Raw genomic sequence first — 17575 nt, forward strand, 5'->3', positions numbered from 1 at the left:
TTGTTCAGTGAATGCTTTTAATATGCGTATCATTATAGTAAAATATCCTTATAATCGTGTTCAAAATGAGCGTGTTATCAGAGGAGGATCATAATGTCCATAGAGTTAAATACAAACGATGGTCAAGTAACCATCACAAATGATGTGATTTCTACAATCGCCGGGGGAGCGGCTGTCGAGTGCTATGGAATTGTCGGCATGGCATCAAAAAGTCAAATCAGGGACGGAATAGCTGAAATTCTCAGGAAAGAGAACTTTTCAAAAGGTGTTATAGTCAGGCAAGTTGAAGATCACCTCCATATCGATATGTATATTATCGTCAGTTATGGCACAAAAATTTCAGAAGTAGCCCATAATGTACAGTCTCAGGTTAAATATACACTGAGTAAATCTTTAGGGCTTGAGATTGATTCGGTTAATATTTATATACAAGGTGTCCGGGTGTCTAAGGATTAATTAAGTCATCCGCGATAAGTCCACCTTTGGCTTATTGTTGTTATGAGGGAGGAAAGTATTGTGGCGTCAGAAGAATTAAACGGCAAGAAGTTTACACAAATGGTGCTCTCAGGTGCGCATCACTTGAAAAACAACGCAGAAAAGATAGATACATTAAATGTTTTCCCTGTTCCCGACGGTGATACTGGTACCAACATGAATCTATCCATCACTTCCGGGGCAGACGAGGTTAAAAAACTGAAGGGCGAAAATATATCAGAAGTTGCCAATGCTTTTTCAAAAGGATTATTAATGGGCGCACGAGGTAATTCCGGTGTTATTCTTTCACAGTTGTTCCGCGGGTTCGCCAAAGGAATGGATAAAAAAGAAACGCTATCAGCTGAAGAATTGGCCAATGCATTTGACAACGGTGTGGCGACAGCTTATAAAGCGGTTATGAAACCTGTTGAAGGTACGATTTTGACGGTTGCCAAAGATGCGGCGGAAATGGCAGTGTTGGAATCTGAAACAGAAAAAGATGTAATCGTTTTAATGGAAAAGGTTGTAAGAGAAGCTAAAGCGTCATTGAAGCGTACACCGGAGCTTTTGCCTGTCCTTAAAGAAGTCGGCGTTGTTGACTCGGGAGGACAAGGTCTCGTGACGATCTATGAAGGCTTTTTGGCTGCTCTGAAAGGTGAAGAAGTACCTGAAGCGGAAACAGATGATATTGAAATGGATGAAATGGTAAATGCTCAACACCACAAGATTGCTCAAGATTTCATGGACACCTCAGAAATCGAATATGGCTATTGCACGGAATTCATGGTCAGATTTGAAGATGAGAAGCTTAAGGAACACCCTTTTGATGAGGAAACATTCCGTAAAGAATTAAGCGAACATGGTGACTCGCTGCTCGTTGTTTCAGATGATGAGCTTGTTAAAGTACATGTTCATGCTGAATATCCCGGGGAAGTGATGACACTTGGACAACGTTTTGGCTCCTTAACCAATATGAAAATTGAAAACATGCGTGATCAGCATACAGCCATAGTTGACGGGGAGAAGGAACGAGCGACACAAGCTGGAAGGACTGAATATGGTATTGTAACGGTTGCGATGGGATCAGGGATCAAGGAAATGTTTGAAAGCCTGGGTGCAACTGTCGTTCTTGAAGGCGGACAAACCATGAACCCAAGCACTCAGGATATTACAGAAGCTATCACCGGGGCAAATGCGGATAATGTACTAATCCTTCCAAATAATAAAAACATTGTCATGGCAGCCGAGCAGGCAACTGATTTGGCAGATGCGAATGCAACAGTCGTCCCGACAAAAACAATCCCACAAGGAATCGGTGCATTGCTGGCCTTCCATCCGGACGCGACAATTGACGAAAACGGTGAAGCAATGGAAGCTGCAGGCAAAGAGATAAAGTCCGGACAAGTTACATATGCAGTCCGCGACACGCAAATTAATGGTATCACAATTGAAAAGGACCATTTTATGGGTTTGGCTGACGGCGAAATTAAAGCGTCCCACAAGGATCAGCTGGAGACTGTTAAATCATTGCTCGGTGAAATGATTACGGAAGATGATGAGATTCTTACCATTTTACAAGGTGAAGATGCAAGTGCTGAAGATGTAAAAGTGATTAAGCGGTATGTAGAAGATAACTATAAGGATATTGAAATCGAACATCATAAAGGTGATCAGCCAATTTATTCGTTCATTTTTTCAGTGGAATAACGAACAAAAAGACCCTCCTTAAAAGGAAGGTCTTTTTAAATGCCCGCAATTTTCATGACAAAGTAAAGCAGAAACAATGCAGATATAACGGTCAATACCGGTGAAAGTTCTTTCTGTTTTTTCATTGCGATTTTTACGATTGGGTATGCAATAAATCCGAATGCCATACCGTCAGCAATGCTGTAGGTGAATGGAATCATGGCTGTGATCAGAAATGCAGGAAGTGCTTCTGATAAATCATCCAATGGAATATTTTTCAGATTTTGAGCCATCAATACACCGACAATAATCAGTATCGGACTTATAGCTGTATTTGGAATCATCGAAATCCATGGAATGATGCTTAACGTTGCCAAAAATAAAACGCCGGCTGTTAGGGCAGCTTTTCCGGTTCTTCCATCAGAGCTGATGACCGCTGCATTTTCTGCTGCTGAAACAGTAGGAGATGTTCCGAAAAATGCGCTCAACAATGATGAGAAAGCCGTAACCTGATAAGCTTTACTGTAGCTGTTTTGCCTTTTTAGCATGTGAAGCTGACCGTGTAATAAACCCATGTTTTCAAAAATAAGAATAATGGTCAATGGGAAAACAGCCAGCCAAAATTCAAAATCACCTGCCGCGGTGAACGAAGGGATGAAAAGTACATCACCTGTGTTCACATCGATAGAATTTTTATTCATCTCCAAAAGTCCAAACAGATAAGCAATAAATGTTCCGCTTAACATGGTCACGAGAAAGTTAGCCGGGATATTTTTCATAAATAAAAATATCGCAACAAAAAGCGTCAAAAGACTTGCAATGAATTCAGGTGACGTAAAATCACCAATTGTAATGATGGTTTGCTCGCCACTGACGACAAGGCCGCTGTTTTCCAGACCGATCAGAATCAAAAAGAAACCAAGCCCGACAGTGATAGCATGTTTCAGTGATTCAGGGATTGCTTCTTTTAATACAACGCCAAGTTTTGTAAATGCTGTGATAAGAAAGAGGATTGCAGCTACAAGAACAACCGCAAGTCCTTCCTGGAAAGTCAGCCCTGTGCTTCCCACAATTGAAAAAGCAAAAAGAGCGTTTATACCCATGCCGGGGATAAGTATTAATGGCAATTTTGCATACAACCCCATCAGAATCGTGCCGGTAAAACTGGCAAGAATGGTTGCAATCATCCCGGTTTCAAGGGAGACACCAGCTTCACTGAGAATCGAACTGTTCACGGCAACAATATAAACCGTCGTCAAGTAGCCGATTAACCCGGCACTGATTTCTCTCCGCCATGTTCTTCCATTGGTTTTGAAACGCGTGCTGTTTCGATTAAACATGGAATTTCCTCGATAACTTATTGTCCCTCTCCCGCCCGACTATACATTCGCTTTATGTACAATCCACTAAGTGACTATTATAGCGTTTTTTGGTATAATTAGCAAAGGTACTATACACATAATAGGTGGTGGTCTACTGTGAAATTTAATTCAGTATTTGACATAATCGGACCCGTCATGATTGGTCCGTCGAGTTCACATACAGCAGGTGCTGTACGGATCGGAAAAGCGGCACGCAATTTATTTGGAAAAGAACCGAAATGGGCCAGGATCCATTTGTATGAATCGTTTGCGAAAACGTATAAAGGTCACGGGACGGATTTTGCTTTAGCCGGCGGGTTATTAGGATTCGATACAGATGACCCACGTATGAACCAGGCGCTTGAAATTGCTAAAGAGCGCGGGCTTGAAATCGAGTTTATTGAAGACAGTGCCGGTGTTGATCATCCGAATACAGCCAGGCTGATGATAGGGGATGAAGACGATCAAGTTGAACTCGTCGGTATCTCTATTGGCGGCGGAAAAGTTGAGATAACCGAATTAAATGGATTTGAATTGCGTCTGTCCGGTAATCACCCTGCGATTTTAATTATGCACAATGACCGGTTCGGGGCGATTGCATCGGTTACGGAAATCTTGGCCAAACATGAAATCAATATCGGTCATATGGAAGTGAATCGTAAGGATGTCGGGAAAGAAGCGTTGATGGTAATTGAAGTCGACCAGAATGTTGAAGACAGTATACTAAAAGAACTGGAAGGCGCTGACCATATCGAGCAAATCTCTAAAATTGTGAGTTAACATTTAAGGCTTGGCTGTTCATTTCACAGTCTGCACAAGCAAGTTTTCTAGTGCTGCAAGCTAACCCTGAACAGACCCGCCCCCTTTCAGTCTGTTCAAGCCGGTGTTGGGAATACTTCTAGAAAATAAGTCTTACTTAGGGAGAGGAGTTATATATATGTTTCGTACAGCTGCTGAATTAGTGGAAATTGCTGAAAAAGATAATATATTGATCTCAGAAGTTATGATTCGACAAGAGATGGATATGAAAGAAAAATCTCGTGAAGAGGTATTTTCCGAAATGGAAAAGAACCTCGAAGTCATGGAACAAGCCGTTGAAAATAGTCTGAAAGGCGTGAAATCTGTAACAGGTCTTACCGGTGGTGATGCAGTCAAAGTACAGGACTATATGAAAAACAGCACACCACTGTCAGGTAACATCATGATGGACGCAGTCAGTAAAGCGATGGGCACCAATGAGGTGAATGCAGCAATGGGCACGATTTGTGCAACCCCGACAGCAGGAAGCGCCGGATGTGTTCCCGGAACATTATTTGCCGTTAAAAATCAGTTGAACCCATCCCATGAACAGATGGTGCGGTATCTATTCACATCAGGTGCATTCGGTTTTGTTGTTGCCAATAATTCCTTTATCTCGGGTGCTGCAGGCGGCTGCCAGGCAGAAGTGGGATCGGCTGGTGCAATGGCATCAGCAGCGATCGTTGAAATGGCAGGCGGAACTCCTCAACAATCAGCTGATGCGTTTGCCATGACCTTAAAAAATATGCTCGGACTTGTTTGTGATCCCGTTGCGGGTCTTGTTGAAGTACCGTGTGTCAAACGAAATGCGGGAGGTTCATCGCTTGCCATCGTTTCTGCGGACCTTGCACTTGCAGGTGTGACGAGCACAATTCCGTGCGATGAAGTAATCGGTGCCATGTACCGTATCGGAAAGCAGATGCCATCCAGTTTACGTGAAACAGGGGAAGGCGGACTTGCAGATACACCTACCGGCCGCCTGTTGAAAGAGAAAATAATCGGAATGTCAGTTTAACTTGTGACTGGCCTCTGTAGGAAGAGTGATCGATATGATAACAGACCCTGTAACAGCGCTTAAAGGTGTTGGCGAAAAATTCGCATCTGATCTGGCGGAAATGGGCATCCATACGGTAGAAGATCTGCTTAATTATTTCCCTTATCGCTATGATGTATTCGAAATCAAACCGCTTAACGAATTGATTCATGAAGATAAAGTCACCATCGAGGGAAGGGTTGTTCATAAGCCTTCCCTTAATTTTTATGGCAAAAAGAAATCTCGACTGTCTTTTAATGTTGAAGTGGAAGAGGTGGCAGTGAAAGCTGTCATGTTTAACAGGGCATTTGCTCAAAAGCAGCTGAACGCAGGTGACACTGTGACACTGACAGGCAAATGGGATGCGCACCGGCTGCAAATTACGATAAGCAATTATAAAAAAGGCCCGGCAAGCGAGCAGTCCGCTATTCAGCCAATGTATTCACTGAAAGGTGACGTTACCAATTATAAAGTAAAAAATGCAGTTCAGAGCTCCCTTAATACTTATCTTGGGGAAATCGAAGAAATTCTGCCCGAACGTTATCTCAAAGCCTATAAACTGCCGGATAGAGCTTCTGCTGTTAGGCTAATGCACTTTCCGGCAAACAGAATTAACTTGAAACATGCCCGGCGGCGCTTTATATACGAAGAGTTTTTGCTGTTTCAGCTTAAAATGCAAATGCTCAGAAAAATAATAAGTGAATCAACCACTGGAAATGCCCAGCATTATGATGCTTCCACCCTTAATGTCTTTATAAACAGTTTCCCTTTTTCCTTTACAAAGGCCCAGCAAAAATCATTGAATCAGATTTTAGCTGATATGAAATCGCCGTACCGAATGAGCCGTCTGCTGCAGGGAGACGTCGGCTCTGGTAAAACGGCGGTAGCTGAAGTGTGTCTTTTTGCCTCGATTACTGCCGGCAAGCAGGGTGCTTTCATGGTTCCAACTGAGATTCTGGCAGAACAGCATTTTCAATCACTCAGCGAAACTTTTTCTGACAAAGCTTCAATTGCTTTATTGACCGGTTCTGTTAAGGGAAAGAAACGAAAGGAAACTCTTGAAGCGATTGAAAATCATGAAGTAGATATTGTGGTTGGCACCCACGCTTTAATCCAGGACGATGTGTTTTTCGATGATTTGGGGTTTGTCATTGTCGATGAACAGCACCGGTTTGGGGTTGAACAACGCCGGGCATTGCGGGAAAAGGGACTTAATCCCGACGTGTTGTTTATGACGGCAACGCCAATTCCAAGAACATTGGCCATTACGGCATTCGGTGATATGGATGTATCAGTAATTGACGAAATGCCATCAGGACGCAAAACGATTGAAACGTATTGGGCTAAAGAAAACACATTTGAACGAATCTTGCAGTTTATTGCCAAACACATCCAAGATGGAGAGCAAGCTTATGTTATTTGTCCTTTGATTGAAGAATCGGACAAACTTGATATTCAAAATGCTGTGGATTTATATCATCAGCTTGAAGACTATTATGCTGATTCACTTCATGTAGGCCTGATGCATGGCAGGCTTCAAACAGATGAAAAAGATGCTGTCATGAAGCAATTTGCAAGTGGTGAAGTGGATATTCTCGTTTCCACTACTGTTGTAGAAGTCGGTGTGAATGTTACCAATGCGACAATTATGGTCATATATGATGCGGAACGGTTCGGCCTTTCTCAATTGCATCAGCTTAGAGGCCGTGTCGGACGCGGAGAAAAACAGAGTTATTGCATTCTGATTGCCGATCCCAAAGGTGAAACAGGGAAAGAACGGATGCGGATTATGACCGAAACGAATAACGGGTTTGAACTGTCCGAACAAGATCTGAAGCTCCGTGGTCCAGGTGATTTTTTCGGAAAAAAACAGAGCGGTCTTCCGGAATTTAAAGTGGCCGATATGATTCATGATTACCGCGCTTTAGAAACAGCCCGTCAGGATGCAGAAGAAATTATTGAACAAGAATTGCTGACCAATGATCCCAGTTTCAACTCACTGAGAACTTATTTGGACAATAATGCTGTGTTTCACGAAAAATTGGATTGATAAGGTATGCACTTAAAGTATTAGTCGGATAGACCAATATAATCAGTGGACATTTGCATATCCTGACGTGGTATTATATATTACTATTAGTACCAAGTCATAGGATTACAAATCATTTTAATTAACAGGAAAAAAGCCGCCATAATTACCCGGCTTAAACAGGCTTTTCCTGCTGGGTGGTGCTGTAAAATGAAAATCAGTAAAGTGGAGCGGCAACGGTTATTAAAAGAAACCATTGAAAATACACCATTTATAACCGATGAAAAATTAGCAGATAAGTTCAATGTCAGCATACAGACGATAAGGCTTGACCGCATGGAGCTTTCTATACCGGAGCTTCGCGTGCGGATAAAATCCGTCGCTGCTGATCAATGGAAGGAAACGGTTAAAGCACTTCCTCTGGATGAAGTGATAGGGGAAATCATTGATTTGGACCTTGATAAGCGGGCCATCTCAATACTGGAAATAAGAGAAGAGCACGTTTTTTCCCGAAACAAGATCGCGCGCGGTCATCATCTGTTTGCCCAGGCGAATTCGCTGGCGGTAGCTGTTATTAATGATGAACTTGCGTTGACCGCCAAATCAGAAATCAAGTTCACAAGACAGGTTACAGCGGGTGAACGTGTCGTGGCCAAAGCGTATGTGGAGAAAGTAAACGCTAAAGGTTTGACCGCAGTTCGTGTTGATAGTTTTGTCGATAATGAAAAAGTGTTTACCGGATTATTTCATATGTATCGTTCAAACGACTCAAAAGGGGACATTTAGCATGAAAATAACAATTGATGCAATGGGAGGCGACCATGCACCTGAGGCAATAGTCAAAGGTGCTGAAGAGGCTGTATCCACCATCGAAAATTTGAATATCACACTGATTGGTGATGAAAGCAAAGTTCGGCAATATTTATCCGGTTCAAACAGCCGAATTGATTTGATGCATGCAGACGAAGTTATTACGGCTGATGATGAACCGGTCAGGGCTGTCAGAAGCAAAAAGAATTCATCTTTGGTCCTGATGGCTAATGAAGTAAAAGAAGGACGTGCTGATGCATGCATTTCAGCCGGAAATACCGGTGCATTGATGAGCGCAGGATTATTTGTGGTTGGAAGAATTCGGGGAATCGACCGTCCGGCATTAAGCCCGACATTGCCTACGACTGACGGGAAAGGGTTTCTGCTGCTTGATGTTGGTGCCAACGTTGATGCTAAGGCTCATAACCTTGTTCAGTATGCAATCATGGGCTCTATTTATACGGAAAAAGTCCGTTCGATTCAACAACCGACTGTCGGCTTGCTGAACATTGGGTCAGAAGAAGGTAAAGGAAATGAATTGACGAAAAAAGCATTTAATCAGCTGAAAGAAGCACCGATTAATTTTGTCGGAAATGTTGAGGCCAGAGATATCCTCTCAGGCGCTGCAGATGTTGTTGTTACCGATGGATTCAGCGGCAATATTGCACTGAAAACCATAGAAGGTACAGCGATGACGATGTTTTCAATGCTTAAAGAAACATTGATGTCTTCCATTAAAACAAAGGTAGCAGCCAGTATGGTTAAACCAGATTTAAAAAACCTGCAAAGCAAACTGGATTATTCGGAATATGGCGGAGCAGGGCTTTTCGGTCTGGCATCCCCGGTTATTAAAGCACATGGCTCGTCAAACAGCCGTGCCATTTTCAACGCGATCCAGCAGGCTGCCCACATGGTTGAGAATGACGTAACTGAAACAATAAAAACGACAGTTGAATCGATTGAACAAAACAAGGGGGATTAATTATGAAGCGAGTGGCGTTTTTATTTCCCGGACAGGGGTCACAAGCAGTTGGTATGGGAAAAGCCTTTTATGACGAATATGCTGATGTTAAAAAACGATTTCAAAAGGCAGATCAGCTTTTGGGAATAGAACTGACACAACTGATGTTTGAAGGACCAAAAGAAAAACTGACCGAGACAGAAAATACTCAGCCCGCATTATTACTCGCTGGTATTGCTGTTCAGACATTGCTTCAAAAGGAAAACATCCAGCCTGTAATGGCAGCAGGTCACAGTCTTGGTGAATACAGTGCATTAGTGGCTGCCGGAGCACTTCCGTTCGAAGAAGCATTGCCTTTAGTGGCAAAACGCGGAAAGTTAATGGAAGAAGCTTTTCCAAAAGGTAAAGGGACGATGGCTGCTGTTCTGGGCATGAACCAGTCGGACATTGAACAGACACTCCAGCATTTAAATGCCGATGAAGTTGTTGATATTGCCAACCTGAACTGTCCGGGCCAGATTGTCATTTCCGGGTCAAAAGAGGGGATTGATAACGCTGTCGCGCTTTTAAAAGAAAATGGCGCCAAACGGGTGATGCCACTGAATGTGAGCGGACCGTTCCATTCAAGACTGATGAAGTCGGCCAATGAGCAATTTGCAAAAGAACTGGATCATATAACATTCGATGATGCGCGCATTCCGGTTTATGCCAATGTAACAGCTGAACCTGTCACAGAAAAAAGCAGCATTAAAGATTTGCTGATCAGACAGCTATATTCACCCGTTCGCTTTGAAGAATCAGTCCGCAATATGTTAGACGAGAAAGTGGATGCCTTTGTTGAGCTTGGAACAGGTAAAGTCTTAAGCGGGCTTGTCCGGAAAATTGACCGCAAAGCCAAAACATTCGCTATACAAGACCCGGATTCATTGAATGAATTTCTAACATGGTATAGGGAGGAATCCTAATGCTTGCAGGTAAAAGTGCGTTAGTCACTGGTGCTTCACGCGGCATCGGTCGCGCAATAGCGCTTGAACTGGCCGAAAAGGGAGCAAATGTAGCTGTCAATTACGCAGGGAGTGAAGACAAAGCGCAAACTGTTGTTGAAGAAATAAAGCAATTCGGTGTACAATCGTTTAAGGTACAGGCAAACGTGGCAGATGAAAAAGAAGCCAAAGCTATGGTGAAAGAAGTTGTCAACGAATTTGACAGTCTCGATATTTTAGTGAATAATGCGGGTATCAACCGGGATAATTTAATAATGCGGATGAAGGAAGATGAGTTTGATCAGGTCATTGATACCAACTTAAAAGGCGTCTTTCAATGCATTAAAGCCGTTTCAAGACAAATGATGAAACAAAAAGGCGGCCGCATTATTAATGTGTCATCGATCATCGGTGTCAGCGGTAATGCCGGTCAGGCGAACTATACAGCTGCAAAAGCGGGTGTAATCGGTTTGACGAAATCAACTGCGAAGGAATTTGCCTCTCGCAATATTCTTGTTAATGCAGTTGCACCAGGTTTTATTTCAACCGATATGACCGATGCACTTACTGATGAACAGAAAGATGGCATGCTTTCAATGATACCGCTGGAAAAATTGGGTGAGCCGGAGGATGTTGCACGTGTTGTCCGCTTCCTTGCCTCTGATGACGCGAAATATATCACAGGGCAGACCATCAACATTGACGGCGGCATGGTTATGTAAATTGAAAAAACGGATTCAGACAATAATCAGGCATCGGCTTGATTGTGTAGTTGAAACTGCCGGTCACTGACAAGGCAACTTTCCTGAAAGGGGGTGACGAATCATGGCAGACGTATTTGATAAAGTAAAAGATATTATTGTAGATAAACTTGAAGTTGAAGAATCACAAGTGACCATGGAAGCCTCATTTAAAGATAATCTTGAGGCGGATTCACTTGATGTGGTAGAACTTGTCATGGAACTTGAAGATGAGTTTGATATGGAAATTGCAGATGAAGAAGCTGAAAAAATTAATACAGTTGGTGATGCTGTAAATTACATAAACAGCAGCCAATCCTGACTTCAATAGAGAGAGTCCCGCGGAATGCGGGGCTTTATGTTCTAATTTCAAATGTGAAGTGGTGACTACCTGCATGAAACTTTCCCAATTGGAAAATCAACTGGACATTACGTTTAATGATCATGAGCTGCTTAAGCAAGCATTTACACATTCATCTTATGTGAATGAGCATCGGGACAAAAATATTTTGGATAATGAACGCTTGGAATTTTTGGGAGATGCTGTACTTGAACTGGGTGTGTCCCAATATTTGTATAAGCATAAAGAAAGCTTGGAAGAAGGCGATTTGACCAAACTTCGGGCTTCTATCGTATGTGAGCCGTCGCTTGCAGATTTTTCCCGTGAATTGAATTTCGGGGATTATTTGTTGCTGGGCCGCGGTGAGGAACAGTCAGGAGGCCGTGAGCGTTCAGCGATATTGGCAGATGTATTCGAAGCTTTCCTTGGCGGGTTATATTTGGACCAAGGATATGATGCTGTCATTCAGTTTTTGAAAAAATATGTTTATCCAAAAATAACCACAGGTGCTTTTTCGCATGCGATGGATTATAAAAGCAAACTTCAGGAGCGAATCCAGCAGCATCGCAACCACAGTATCGACTATGTGATTGCAGATGAAAAAGGACCATCCCATGATAAAGAATTTGCAGCAGAAGTGATCATAAACGGCAATGTAGCCGGAAGAGGCATCGGCCATACAAAGAAAGAAGCAGAACAGCGTGCCGCCAAACTTGCACTGGATACGTTTGAGGCACGTGAAGCGTGGACTTAGTATGCAGAAGTAAAAATAAGTCTAAAAGTAAAACAGAGCAGCGAAGTCGATTTTGACTCGCTGCTCTTTATACCTTAAAAAGTTGCATTTTTAAAAGGCTTTGAAATAATTGATTTGCTTTCGATGGAGAACTTTAAACATTTTAATGCACATTTAATTGGAATCGTACCTTAAGCACTTTAGGATAATCAGAAAGGATTCACAGTTTATAGATTTTTGTCAAAAACAACAATCTTTTAGAAACAGCCGTTGTTTAAGATTTCCTTACAGACCTCAGCTCAGCAATGAAAGCCTGTGTCTCGGACGGTGTCAACTGGCCTTTCTGTGTGATCATCTCATACATAAATTTGATATCCTCATATTTATCCAAATCGTAATCGTCGGCGTCCATCACCTCGCGATTGACCACCTCCAGCTGTTCTGCCAGACCATCCAGCATAAATTTCAAGTTTTCTTTGCTCGGTGTTTCCAGATTCATGTGAACACTCCTCTTCAAATAGTTTTTTAAAGCTTATGTATTGGAATCAAGCCTTCTTTTGTCTTCTTCTTTATGGTAAAATAAATGCGTTAAAAAACCAACCCGTGCTGAAACAATTGTAGGATCTCTGAAAGAAACTAGGAGAATGATTATGTATTTAAAGCGATTGGAAAGTATAGGCTTCAAGTCATTTGCTGAGCGGATCAGTATCGACTTTGTTCGGGGCGTCACCTCAGTGGTAGGCCCGAATGGAAGCGGGAAAAGCAATATCACCGATGCAATCAGATGGGTATTGGGTGAGCAGTCAGCACGATCTTTGCGCGGATTGACAATGGAAGATGTCATTTTCCAGGGTAGTGATACAAGACGAGCACTGAACGTTGCGGAAGTGACGCTTGTTCTGGATAACGGTGACAAAGAACTGCCGCTTGACTATGAAGAAATCAATGTCACCAGACGAGTCTATCGCTCTGGTGAAAGCGAATTTTATATCAACAAGCAGTCCTGCCGTCTGAAAGATATTGTTGAACTTTTCATGGACTCGGGTCTTGGACGTGAAGCATTCTCGATCATCAGTCAGGGAAAAGTTGAAGAAATACTTAGTTCCAAAGCAGATGAACGACGTGCCATTTTTGAAGAAGCTGCCGGCGTTCTGAAATATAAACAACGCAAAAAAAAGTCTGAGTATAAACTAGCAGAGACACAAGAAAACCTGAATCGAGTAGAAGATATTATCAGTGAAATTGAACAGCAAATTGAACCATTAGAAAAACAAGCAGAAACCGCACAAAAATATCTTGATAAAAAAGAACAGCTAAAGCAGCATGAAATTTCATTGCTTGTGACGGAAATTGAACAGCTTAATGATGAATGGAGAGCCTTGCTGGACGAACTGGATAAGAGGAAAACGGAAGAAATAAACCGTAAGACAGCCATTCAGAAAAAAGAGGCTGACCTGGAATATGAACGCCAGGAACTGCAAAAACTTGATGAAGACATCGAACAGCTCCAGGCAGAACTCCTGTCAGCCACTGAACAACTTGAGCAATATGAGGGCAAGAAACAAGTCTTCAATGAACGGACGAAGCATTTTGCCGAAAACAAAGAAAAACTTGAAGCACAAAAAAACGAAACAACAGAACGTATTGACATGCTGACGTATGAACTTGGCCAGGAAAGGGAAAAGCTGTCCACACTGAAGGAAAACCGCGACGAAACAAAAAAACACGTGAAACAGTTGGAAACTAAGCTGACGACAGATCAGGACGAAATCACCGAACAAATTGAGGGGCTGAAATCTGATTATATTGAGTTCCTGAACGAGCAAGCTGCTAATCGCAATGAAAAACATTCGATCCGGCAGCGGCTTGACCAGATTTCCGGAAAAAAAGAAAAACAGACAGAAAAGTTCGATAGTTTACTGAAAGAAAGAGAAAAAATCAGTGCGAATACGGAAAAGCTAACGTCTGATTATGCCAATCAGGAAGAAATTTATCAGGCAAAGTCCCAACATATCCAGCAGATGAAAGATGATCTGGCTGAGAAACGGAACACGTTTCAGGATTCCCAGACGAAACTATATCAAGGCTATCAATATATCGAAAAATTGAAATCCAAAAAAGAAATGCTTGATGACATGAAAGAAGATTTTCAAGGCTTTTTCCACGGTGTCAAAGCCATATTGAAAGCCCGTGCAGATAACAAGATGACCGGTATCCATGGGGCTGTCATTGAGCTGATTGATGTGCCCAAAAAGTATATTACAGTAATTGAAACCGTATTAGGAGCTCAGGCGCAGCACATTGTCGTAAATGATGACCGGTCAGCGCGCGAAGCGATCAGCTGGCTTAAAAAAACGAACAGTGGCAGGGCGACCTTTTTACCGCTTAGTTCAATTCAAGCACGTTTTGTTCCTGAAGGGTTGCTCAAAAAAGCAAAGACGCATGCCGGGTTTGTCGGTGTTGCCGGAGAGCTCGTGTCGGCAAGCTCCGAATTCCAAAAGTCTGTCAGCCATTTAATGGGCCATATCCTGGTTGCTGAGTCGTTGAAAGACGCCAATGACATTGCCAACCTCGTCAATCGCAAACATCGTGTCGTCACGCTGGAAGGTGATGTTGTTAATCCGGGCGGTACCATGTCCGGCGGTGCACAAAAAAAATCAAAGCAATCGCTGTTTACAAGAGAAAAAGATTTACAGGAAGTGACTGAGAAACTAAATCGTTTCCAGCAAAAAGCAAGTACTTTTAAACAGCAAGTTGACAAGCAAAGGCAGCAAATTACCGAACTGGAGAATGAAATAACAGTTGAAGAGCAAGCACTTACTAATGAACAGGAAAAGCTTCAGGAACTACATGACTCTTTCAAAGAAGCTGAAATGAAACTGAACACACTGAATGAAAATCTGAAGCTTTATGATCAGGATAAGCAGCAATTTGAGCAGGATACGGATGAATTAAAAACACGTGATGATGAGCTGTCACAAGTCCTTGAAACTATTTCCGGAAAAATTGAATCAACACAGCAGGAAATTGATAAGCTGTCAGATGAGGCATCAACATTGCAGAAAAACCAGGACCAGTTGAAAGAAGATTACCAGAATGCTCAAGTCACTTTGGCTGAGCAAGAAGAACGGCTGAAAAACCAGCGCGAGAAAACGAATAGTCTTCAAACACAACTGAATGATTATGAAGCGCAATACGAAATTTATGCGAATGACTTGAATGAGCTCTTGGACATACAGAATTCCCAGGAAACCGAGGAAGAGATGGAAGACAATATTTCAAAAGCCAAGAATAGTAAAGACAAGCTTACAGCGAAAATTCAGGAAGTGCGTACTGCACGCTTAGAGCGCAATCAAGCGCTGCAGGATCAGGACCGTGAACTGAAAGAAAGAAACAAGCACCATCAGTTATTCAAAGAAGATATTCAGGAAAAAGAAGTAAATGCGAATCGCCTTGACGTTGAGCTGGAAAACCGCTTGTCAAAACTTCAGACAGAATATACGATGACCTTTGAAAAAGCAAAACAAGATTATGCTGAAACAGAAAATGTTGACGAAGCCAAATCAACAGTAGCACAGATTAAGCAGTCCATTGAGCAGCTCGGGACGGTCAACCTGGGAGCGATCGATGAACATGATCGGATTTCAAATCGGTATGACTTTCTATCCACGCAGCAGAACGATCTCATTGAAGCTAAACAGACATTGCATTCCGTTATCGCTGAGATGGATGAAGAAATGGAAAAACGTTTTGGTGAGACGTTCGAACTGATTAAAAATGAATTCTCCGTTGTGTTCAAGCAATTATTTGGCGGAGGAAAAGCAGAGCTTAAGCTGACCGATCCAAACAATCTGCTTGATACCGGAGTGGAAATTATCGCCCAGCCTCCGGGGAAAAAACTTCAGCACCTCGGATTGCTTTCAGGAGGAGAACGGGCCTTAACAGCCATTGCACTACTGTTTTCGATATTGCGTGTCCGTCCGGTACCGTTCTGTGTTCTTGACGAAGTGGAAGCAGCACTGGATGAGGCCAATGTCGTCAGGTTCGCCAAGTATTTGAAAACATACAGTGAGAATACGCAATTCATCGTGATAACACATCGGAAGGGAACAATGGAAGAATCGGACGTTCTCTATGGTGTGACGATGCAGGAATCCGGTGTATCAAGACTTGTCTCAGTCCGTCTTGAAGAAACAGAAGAACTCATCAACACTTAGGGAGGTATGTGTTCAATGGGATTCATGGACAAATTGAAAAATAAATTCAAACAGAATGAAGAAGAAACAGAAGACGTATCCAAAAAATATAAACAAGGTATGGAAAAAACCCGAAATTCATTTTCCGGCAAGATTAATGACTTGATTGCCCGCTACAGAAAAGTGGATGAGGACTTTTTTGAAGAGCTTGAAGAAGTGCTGATTGCAGCTGATGTCGGCATCAATACGGTAATGGAACTTGTTGATGAATTGAAGATGGAAGTCAAGCGGCAAAACATAAAAGACACCAATGAAATCAAGGACGTTATATCGGAAAAACTGGTGGATATTTATTATGGAGACGATGATGAAGAAATTGAGAAACTGAATATACAGAAAAACGATCTATCCATCATCTTGGTTGTCGGTGTCAATGGTGTCGGTAAAACCACGTCAATTGGAAAACTTGCCTATCAGTTAAAACAGGAAGGCAAAAGTGTCATGCTGGCTGCAGGCGATACTTTTCGTGCCGGTGCGATCGAACAGCTGGATGTATGGGGTGAACGTGCCGGGGTTGATGTTATTAAACAGGGCGCCGGCAGTGATCCGGCGGCTGTTATTTTTGATGGTATTAAAGCTGCGAAATCACGCAATGCTGATGTTCTCATTTGCGATACTGCCGGCCGGCTGCAAAATAAGGTTAATTTAATGAATGAGCTTGCCAAAGTAAAACGCGTGATCGAGCGTGAAGTACCTGAGGCACCTCATGAAGTCTTGCTTGTACTGGATGCAACAACAGGTCAAAATGCATTGAGCCAGGCCAAAACATTTTCAGAAGCAACTGACGTATCAGGCATTATTCTGACCAAGCTCGATGGCACGGCAAAAGGCGGGATTGTGCTGGCGATCCGGAATGAATTACAAATTCCGGTTAAATTTGCCGGTCTTGGTGAAAAGATTGAGGATTTGCAAGCCTTTGATGCGCATGCCTTTGTTTACGGATTGTTTGCTGATCTGCTTGAAGATGAAGCCGAATGATGATAAACTTTTTGTAAAGGTATTTCACTTAACAACAGTAATAATGGCTATAATAAAGGGGTGGATGAATTGCTGGAAAAAACGACGCGAGTCAATTATTTATTCGACTTTTATCAGCCGCTGCTGACCCCTAAACAGCAAAATTACATGGATATGTACTATCGTGAGGATTATTCACTGGGTGAAATTTCTGATTTGTTGAATGTTTCACGACAGGCAGTCTACGATAACATCAGGCGAACCGAATCAATGCTGGAATCATACGAAATGAAATTAGGATTATATGATAAATTCCAAAAGCGTACACGTATTTTGGAGCGAATGGATGAAGCCGCGGGAAATACTGAGTTCCGGACCTTTATCCAACAATTAAAAGATTTAGAGTAGGGGGAC

The 17575-nt window shown here is 42.4% G+C and carries 16 protein-coding genes; 14 read left to right on the plus strand and 2 right to left on the minus strand.

Going from position 1 to position 17575, the window contains the following annotated elements:
* The first annotated feature begins 93 nt into the window (after positions 1-93).
* Both AOX59_RS01715 and AOX59_RS01720 read left to right on the plus strand, forming a co-directional pair.
* Positions 94-456: an Asp23/Gls24 family envelope stress response protein gene (locus AOX59_RS01715; protein WP_068440945.1), complete on the plus strand. Its 363-nt coding sequence runs from the start codon at positions 94-96 to the stop codon at positions 454-456.
* 60 nt (positions 457-516) lie between these two features.
* Positions 517-2181 (plus strand): DAK2 domain-containing protein, encoded by a 1665-nt coding sequence (locus tag AOX59_RS01720; RefSeq protein WP_068440947.1) that lies wholly within the window; start codon positions 517-519, stop codon positions 2179-2181.
* 35 nt (positions 2182-2216) lie between these two features.
* On the opposite strand, the gene AOX59_RS01725 is transcribed toward AOX59_RS01720, so the two are convergent.
* A complete protein-coding gene (locus tag AOX59_RS01725; RefSeq protein ID WP_068440952.1) occupies positions 2217-3500 on the minus strand; it encodes an NCS2 family permease in 1284 nt (427 codons plus the stop codon).
* Positions 3501-3638: 138 nt separating this feature from the next.
* On the opposite strand from AOX59_RS01725, the gene sdaAB reads away from it, so the two are divergent.
* The 9 genes from sdaAB (at position 3639) to rnc (ending at position 11969) form a co-directional block, all read left to right on the plus strand.
* Complete coding sequence (gene sdaAB, locus AOX59_RS01730) at positions 3639-4301, plus strand: L-serine ammonia-lyase, iron-sulfur-dependent subunit beta (protein ID WP_068440955.1); 663 nt, start codon at positions 3639-3641, stop codon at positions 4299-4301.
* Between the two features lie 157 nt (positions 4302-4458).
* Positions 4459-5334 (plus strand): L-serine ammonia-lyase, iron-sulfur-dependent, subunit alpha, encoded by an 876-nt coding sequence (gene sdaAA, locus AOX59_RS01735; protein ID WP_068440958.1) that lies wholly within the window; start codon positions 4459-4461, stop codon positions 5332-5334.
* 34 nt (positions 5335-5368) lie between these two features.
* Positions 5369-7402 carry an ATP-dependent DNA helicase RecG gene (gene recG, locus AOX59_RS01740; protein WP_068440961.1) on the plus strand — a complete coding sequence of 678 codons (2034 nt, stop codon included), beginning with the start codon at positions 5369-5371 and terminating at the stop codon, positions 7400-7402.
* 189 nt (positions 7403-7591) lie between these two features.
* A complete protein-coding gene (gene fapR / locus AOX59_RS01745) occupies positions 7592-8167 on the plus strand; it encodes a transcription factor FapR (protein ID WP_068440963.1) in 576 nt (191 codons plus the stop codon).
* A gap of 1 nt (position 8168) precedes the next feature.
* On the plus strand, positions 8169-9173 hold the full coding sequence (plsX, locus tag AOX59_RS01750; RefSeq protein WP_068440965.1) for a phosphate acyltransferase PlsX: 1005 nt from the start codon (positions 8169-8171) through the stop codon (positions 9171-9173).
* A 2-nt stretch (positions 9174-9175) separates the two neighbouring features.
* Positions 9176-10117, plus strand: a complete 942-nt coding sequence (fabD, locus tag AOX59_RS01755) for an ACP S-malonyltransferase (protein WP_068440969.1) — start codon at positions 9176-9178, stop codon at positions 10115-10117.
* Positions 10117-10857, plus strand: coding sequence for a 3-oxoacyl-[acyl-carrier-protein] reductase (fabG, locus tag AOX59_RS01760; protein WP_068440972.1), 741 nt, complete (start codon positions 10117-10119; stop codon positions 10855-10857). Before fabD ends, fabG begins: the two co-directional genes overlap by 1 nt.
* A 103-nt stretch (positions 10858-10960) precedes the next feature.
* Positions 10961-11197 carry an acyl carrier protein gene (gene acpP, locus AOX59_RS01765; RefSeq protein WP_068440975.1) on the plus strand — a complete coding sequence of 79 codons (237 nt, stop codon included), beginning with the start codon at positions 10961-10963 and terminating at the stop codon, positions 11195-11197.
* Between the two features lie 73 nt (positions 11198-11270).
* Positions 11271-11969: a ribonuclease III gene (gene rnc / locus AOX59_RS01770; protein ID WP_068440979.1), complete on the plus strand. Its 699-nt coding sequence runs from the start codon at positions 11271-11273 to the stop codon at positions 11967-11969.
* 253 nt (positions 11970-12222) lie between these two features.
* On the opposite strand, the gene AOX59_RS01775 is transcribed toward rnc, so the two are convergent.
* Complete coding sequence (locus AOX59_RS01775) at positions 12223-12447, minus strand: DUF1128 domain-containing protein (RefSeq protein ID WP_068440981.1); 225 nt, start codon at positions 12445-12447, stop codon at positions 12223-12225.
* Positions 12448-12598: 151 nt separating this feature from the next.
* Here AOX59_RS01775 and smc point away from each other — a divergent pair, with 151 nt between their 5' ends.
* The 3 genes from smc (at position 12599) to AOX59_RS01790 (ending at position 17569) form a co-directional block, all read left to right on the plus strand.
* Positions 12599-16165: a chromosome segregation protein SMC gene (gene smc / locus AOX59_RS01780; protein ID WP_068440985.1), complete on the plus strand. Its 3567-nt coding sequence runs from the start codon at positions 12599-12601 to the stop codon at positions 16163-16165.
* 15 nt (positions 16166-16180) lie between these two features.
* Positions 16181-17182 carry a signal recognition particle-docking protein FtsY gene (ftsY, locus tag AOX59_RS01785; RefSeq protein WP_068440987.1) on the plus strand — a complete coding sequence of 334 codons (1002 nt, stop codon included), beginning with the start codon at positions 16181-16183 and terminating at the stop codon, positions 17180-17182.
* A gap of 69 nt (positions 17183-17251) precedes the next feature.
* Positions 17252-17569 (plus strand): putative DNA-binding protein, encoded by a 318-nt coding sequence (locus AOX59_RS01790; protein WP_068440990.1) that lies wholly within the window; start codon positions 17252-17254, stop codon positions 17567-17569.
* Positions 17570-17575 lie beyond the last annotated feature (6 nt).

Origin of the sequence: Lentibacillus amyloliquefaciens (assembly GCF_001307805.1) — a bacterium.
GTDB lineage: Bacteria > Bacillota > Bacilli > Bacillales > Amphibacillaceae > Lentibacillus > Lentibacillus amyloliquefaciens.

What these genes read in the sequence shown, in the direction of transcription:
- AOX59_RS01725 (WP_068440952.1), bottom strand. Translation starts at nt 3,500, where the DNA reads ATGTTTAATCGAAACAGCACGCGTTTCAAAACCAATGGAAGAACATGG.
- recG (WP_068440961.1), top strand. Translation starts at nt 5,369, where the DNA reads ATGATAACAGACCCTGTAACAGCGCTTAAAGGTGTTGGCGAAAAATTC.
- rnc (WP_068440979.1), top strand. Translation starts at nt 11,271, where the DNA reads ATGAAACTTTCCCAATTGGAAAATCAACTGGACATTACGTTTAATGAT.
- sdaAA (WP_068440958.1), top strand. Translation starts at nt 4,459, where the DNA reads ATGTTTCGTACAGCTGCTGAATTAGTGGAAATTGCTGAAAAAGATAAT.
- smc (WP_068440985.1), top strand. Translation starts at nt 12,599, where the DNA reads ATGTATTTAAAGCGATTGGAAAGTATAGGCTTCAAGTCATTTGCTGAG.
- plsX (WP_068440965.1), top strand. Translation starts at nt 8,169, where the DNA reads ATGAAAATAACAATTGATGCAATGGGAGGCGACCATGCACCTGAGGCA.
- AOX59_RS01715 (WP_068440945.1), top strand. Translation starts at nt 94, where the DNA reads ATGTCCATAGAGTTAAATACAAACGATGGTCAAGTAACCATCACAAAT.
- ftsY (WP_068440987.1), top strand. Translation starts at nt 16,181, where the DNA reads ATGGGATTCATGGACAAATTGAAAAATAAATTCAAACAGAATGAAGAA.
- acpP (WP_068440975.1), top strand. Translation starts at nt 10,961, where the DNA reads ATGGCAGACGTATTTGATAAAGTAAAAGATATTATTGTAGATAAACTT.
- fapR (WP_068440963.1), top strand. Translation starts at nt 7,592, where the DNA reads ATGAAAATCAGTAAAGTGGAGCGGCAACGGTTATTAAAAGAAACCATT.
- fabG (WP_068440972.1), top strand. Translation starts at nt 10,117, where the DNA reads ATGCTTGCAGGTAAAAGTGCGTTAGTCACTGGTGCTTCACGCGGCATC.
- AOX59_RS01775 (WP_068440981.1), bottom strand. Translation starts at nt 12,447, where the DNA reads ATGAATCTGGAAACACCGAGCAAAGAAAACTTGAAATTTATGCTGGAT.
- fabD (WP_068440969.1), top strand. Translation starts at nt 9,176, where the DNA reads ATGAAGCGAGTGGCGTTTTTATTTCCCGGACAGGGGTCACAAGCAGTT.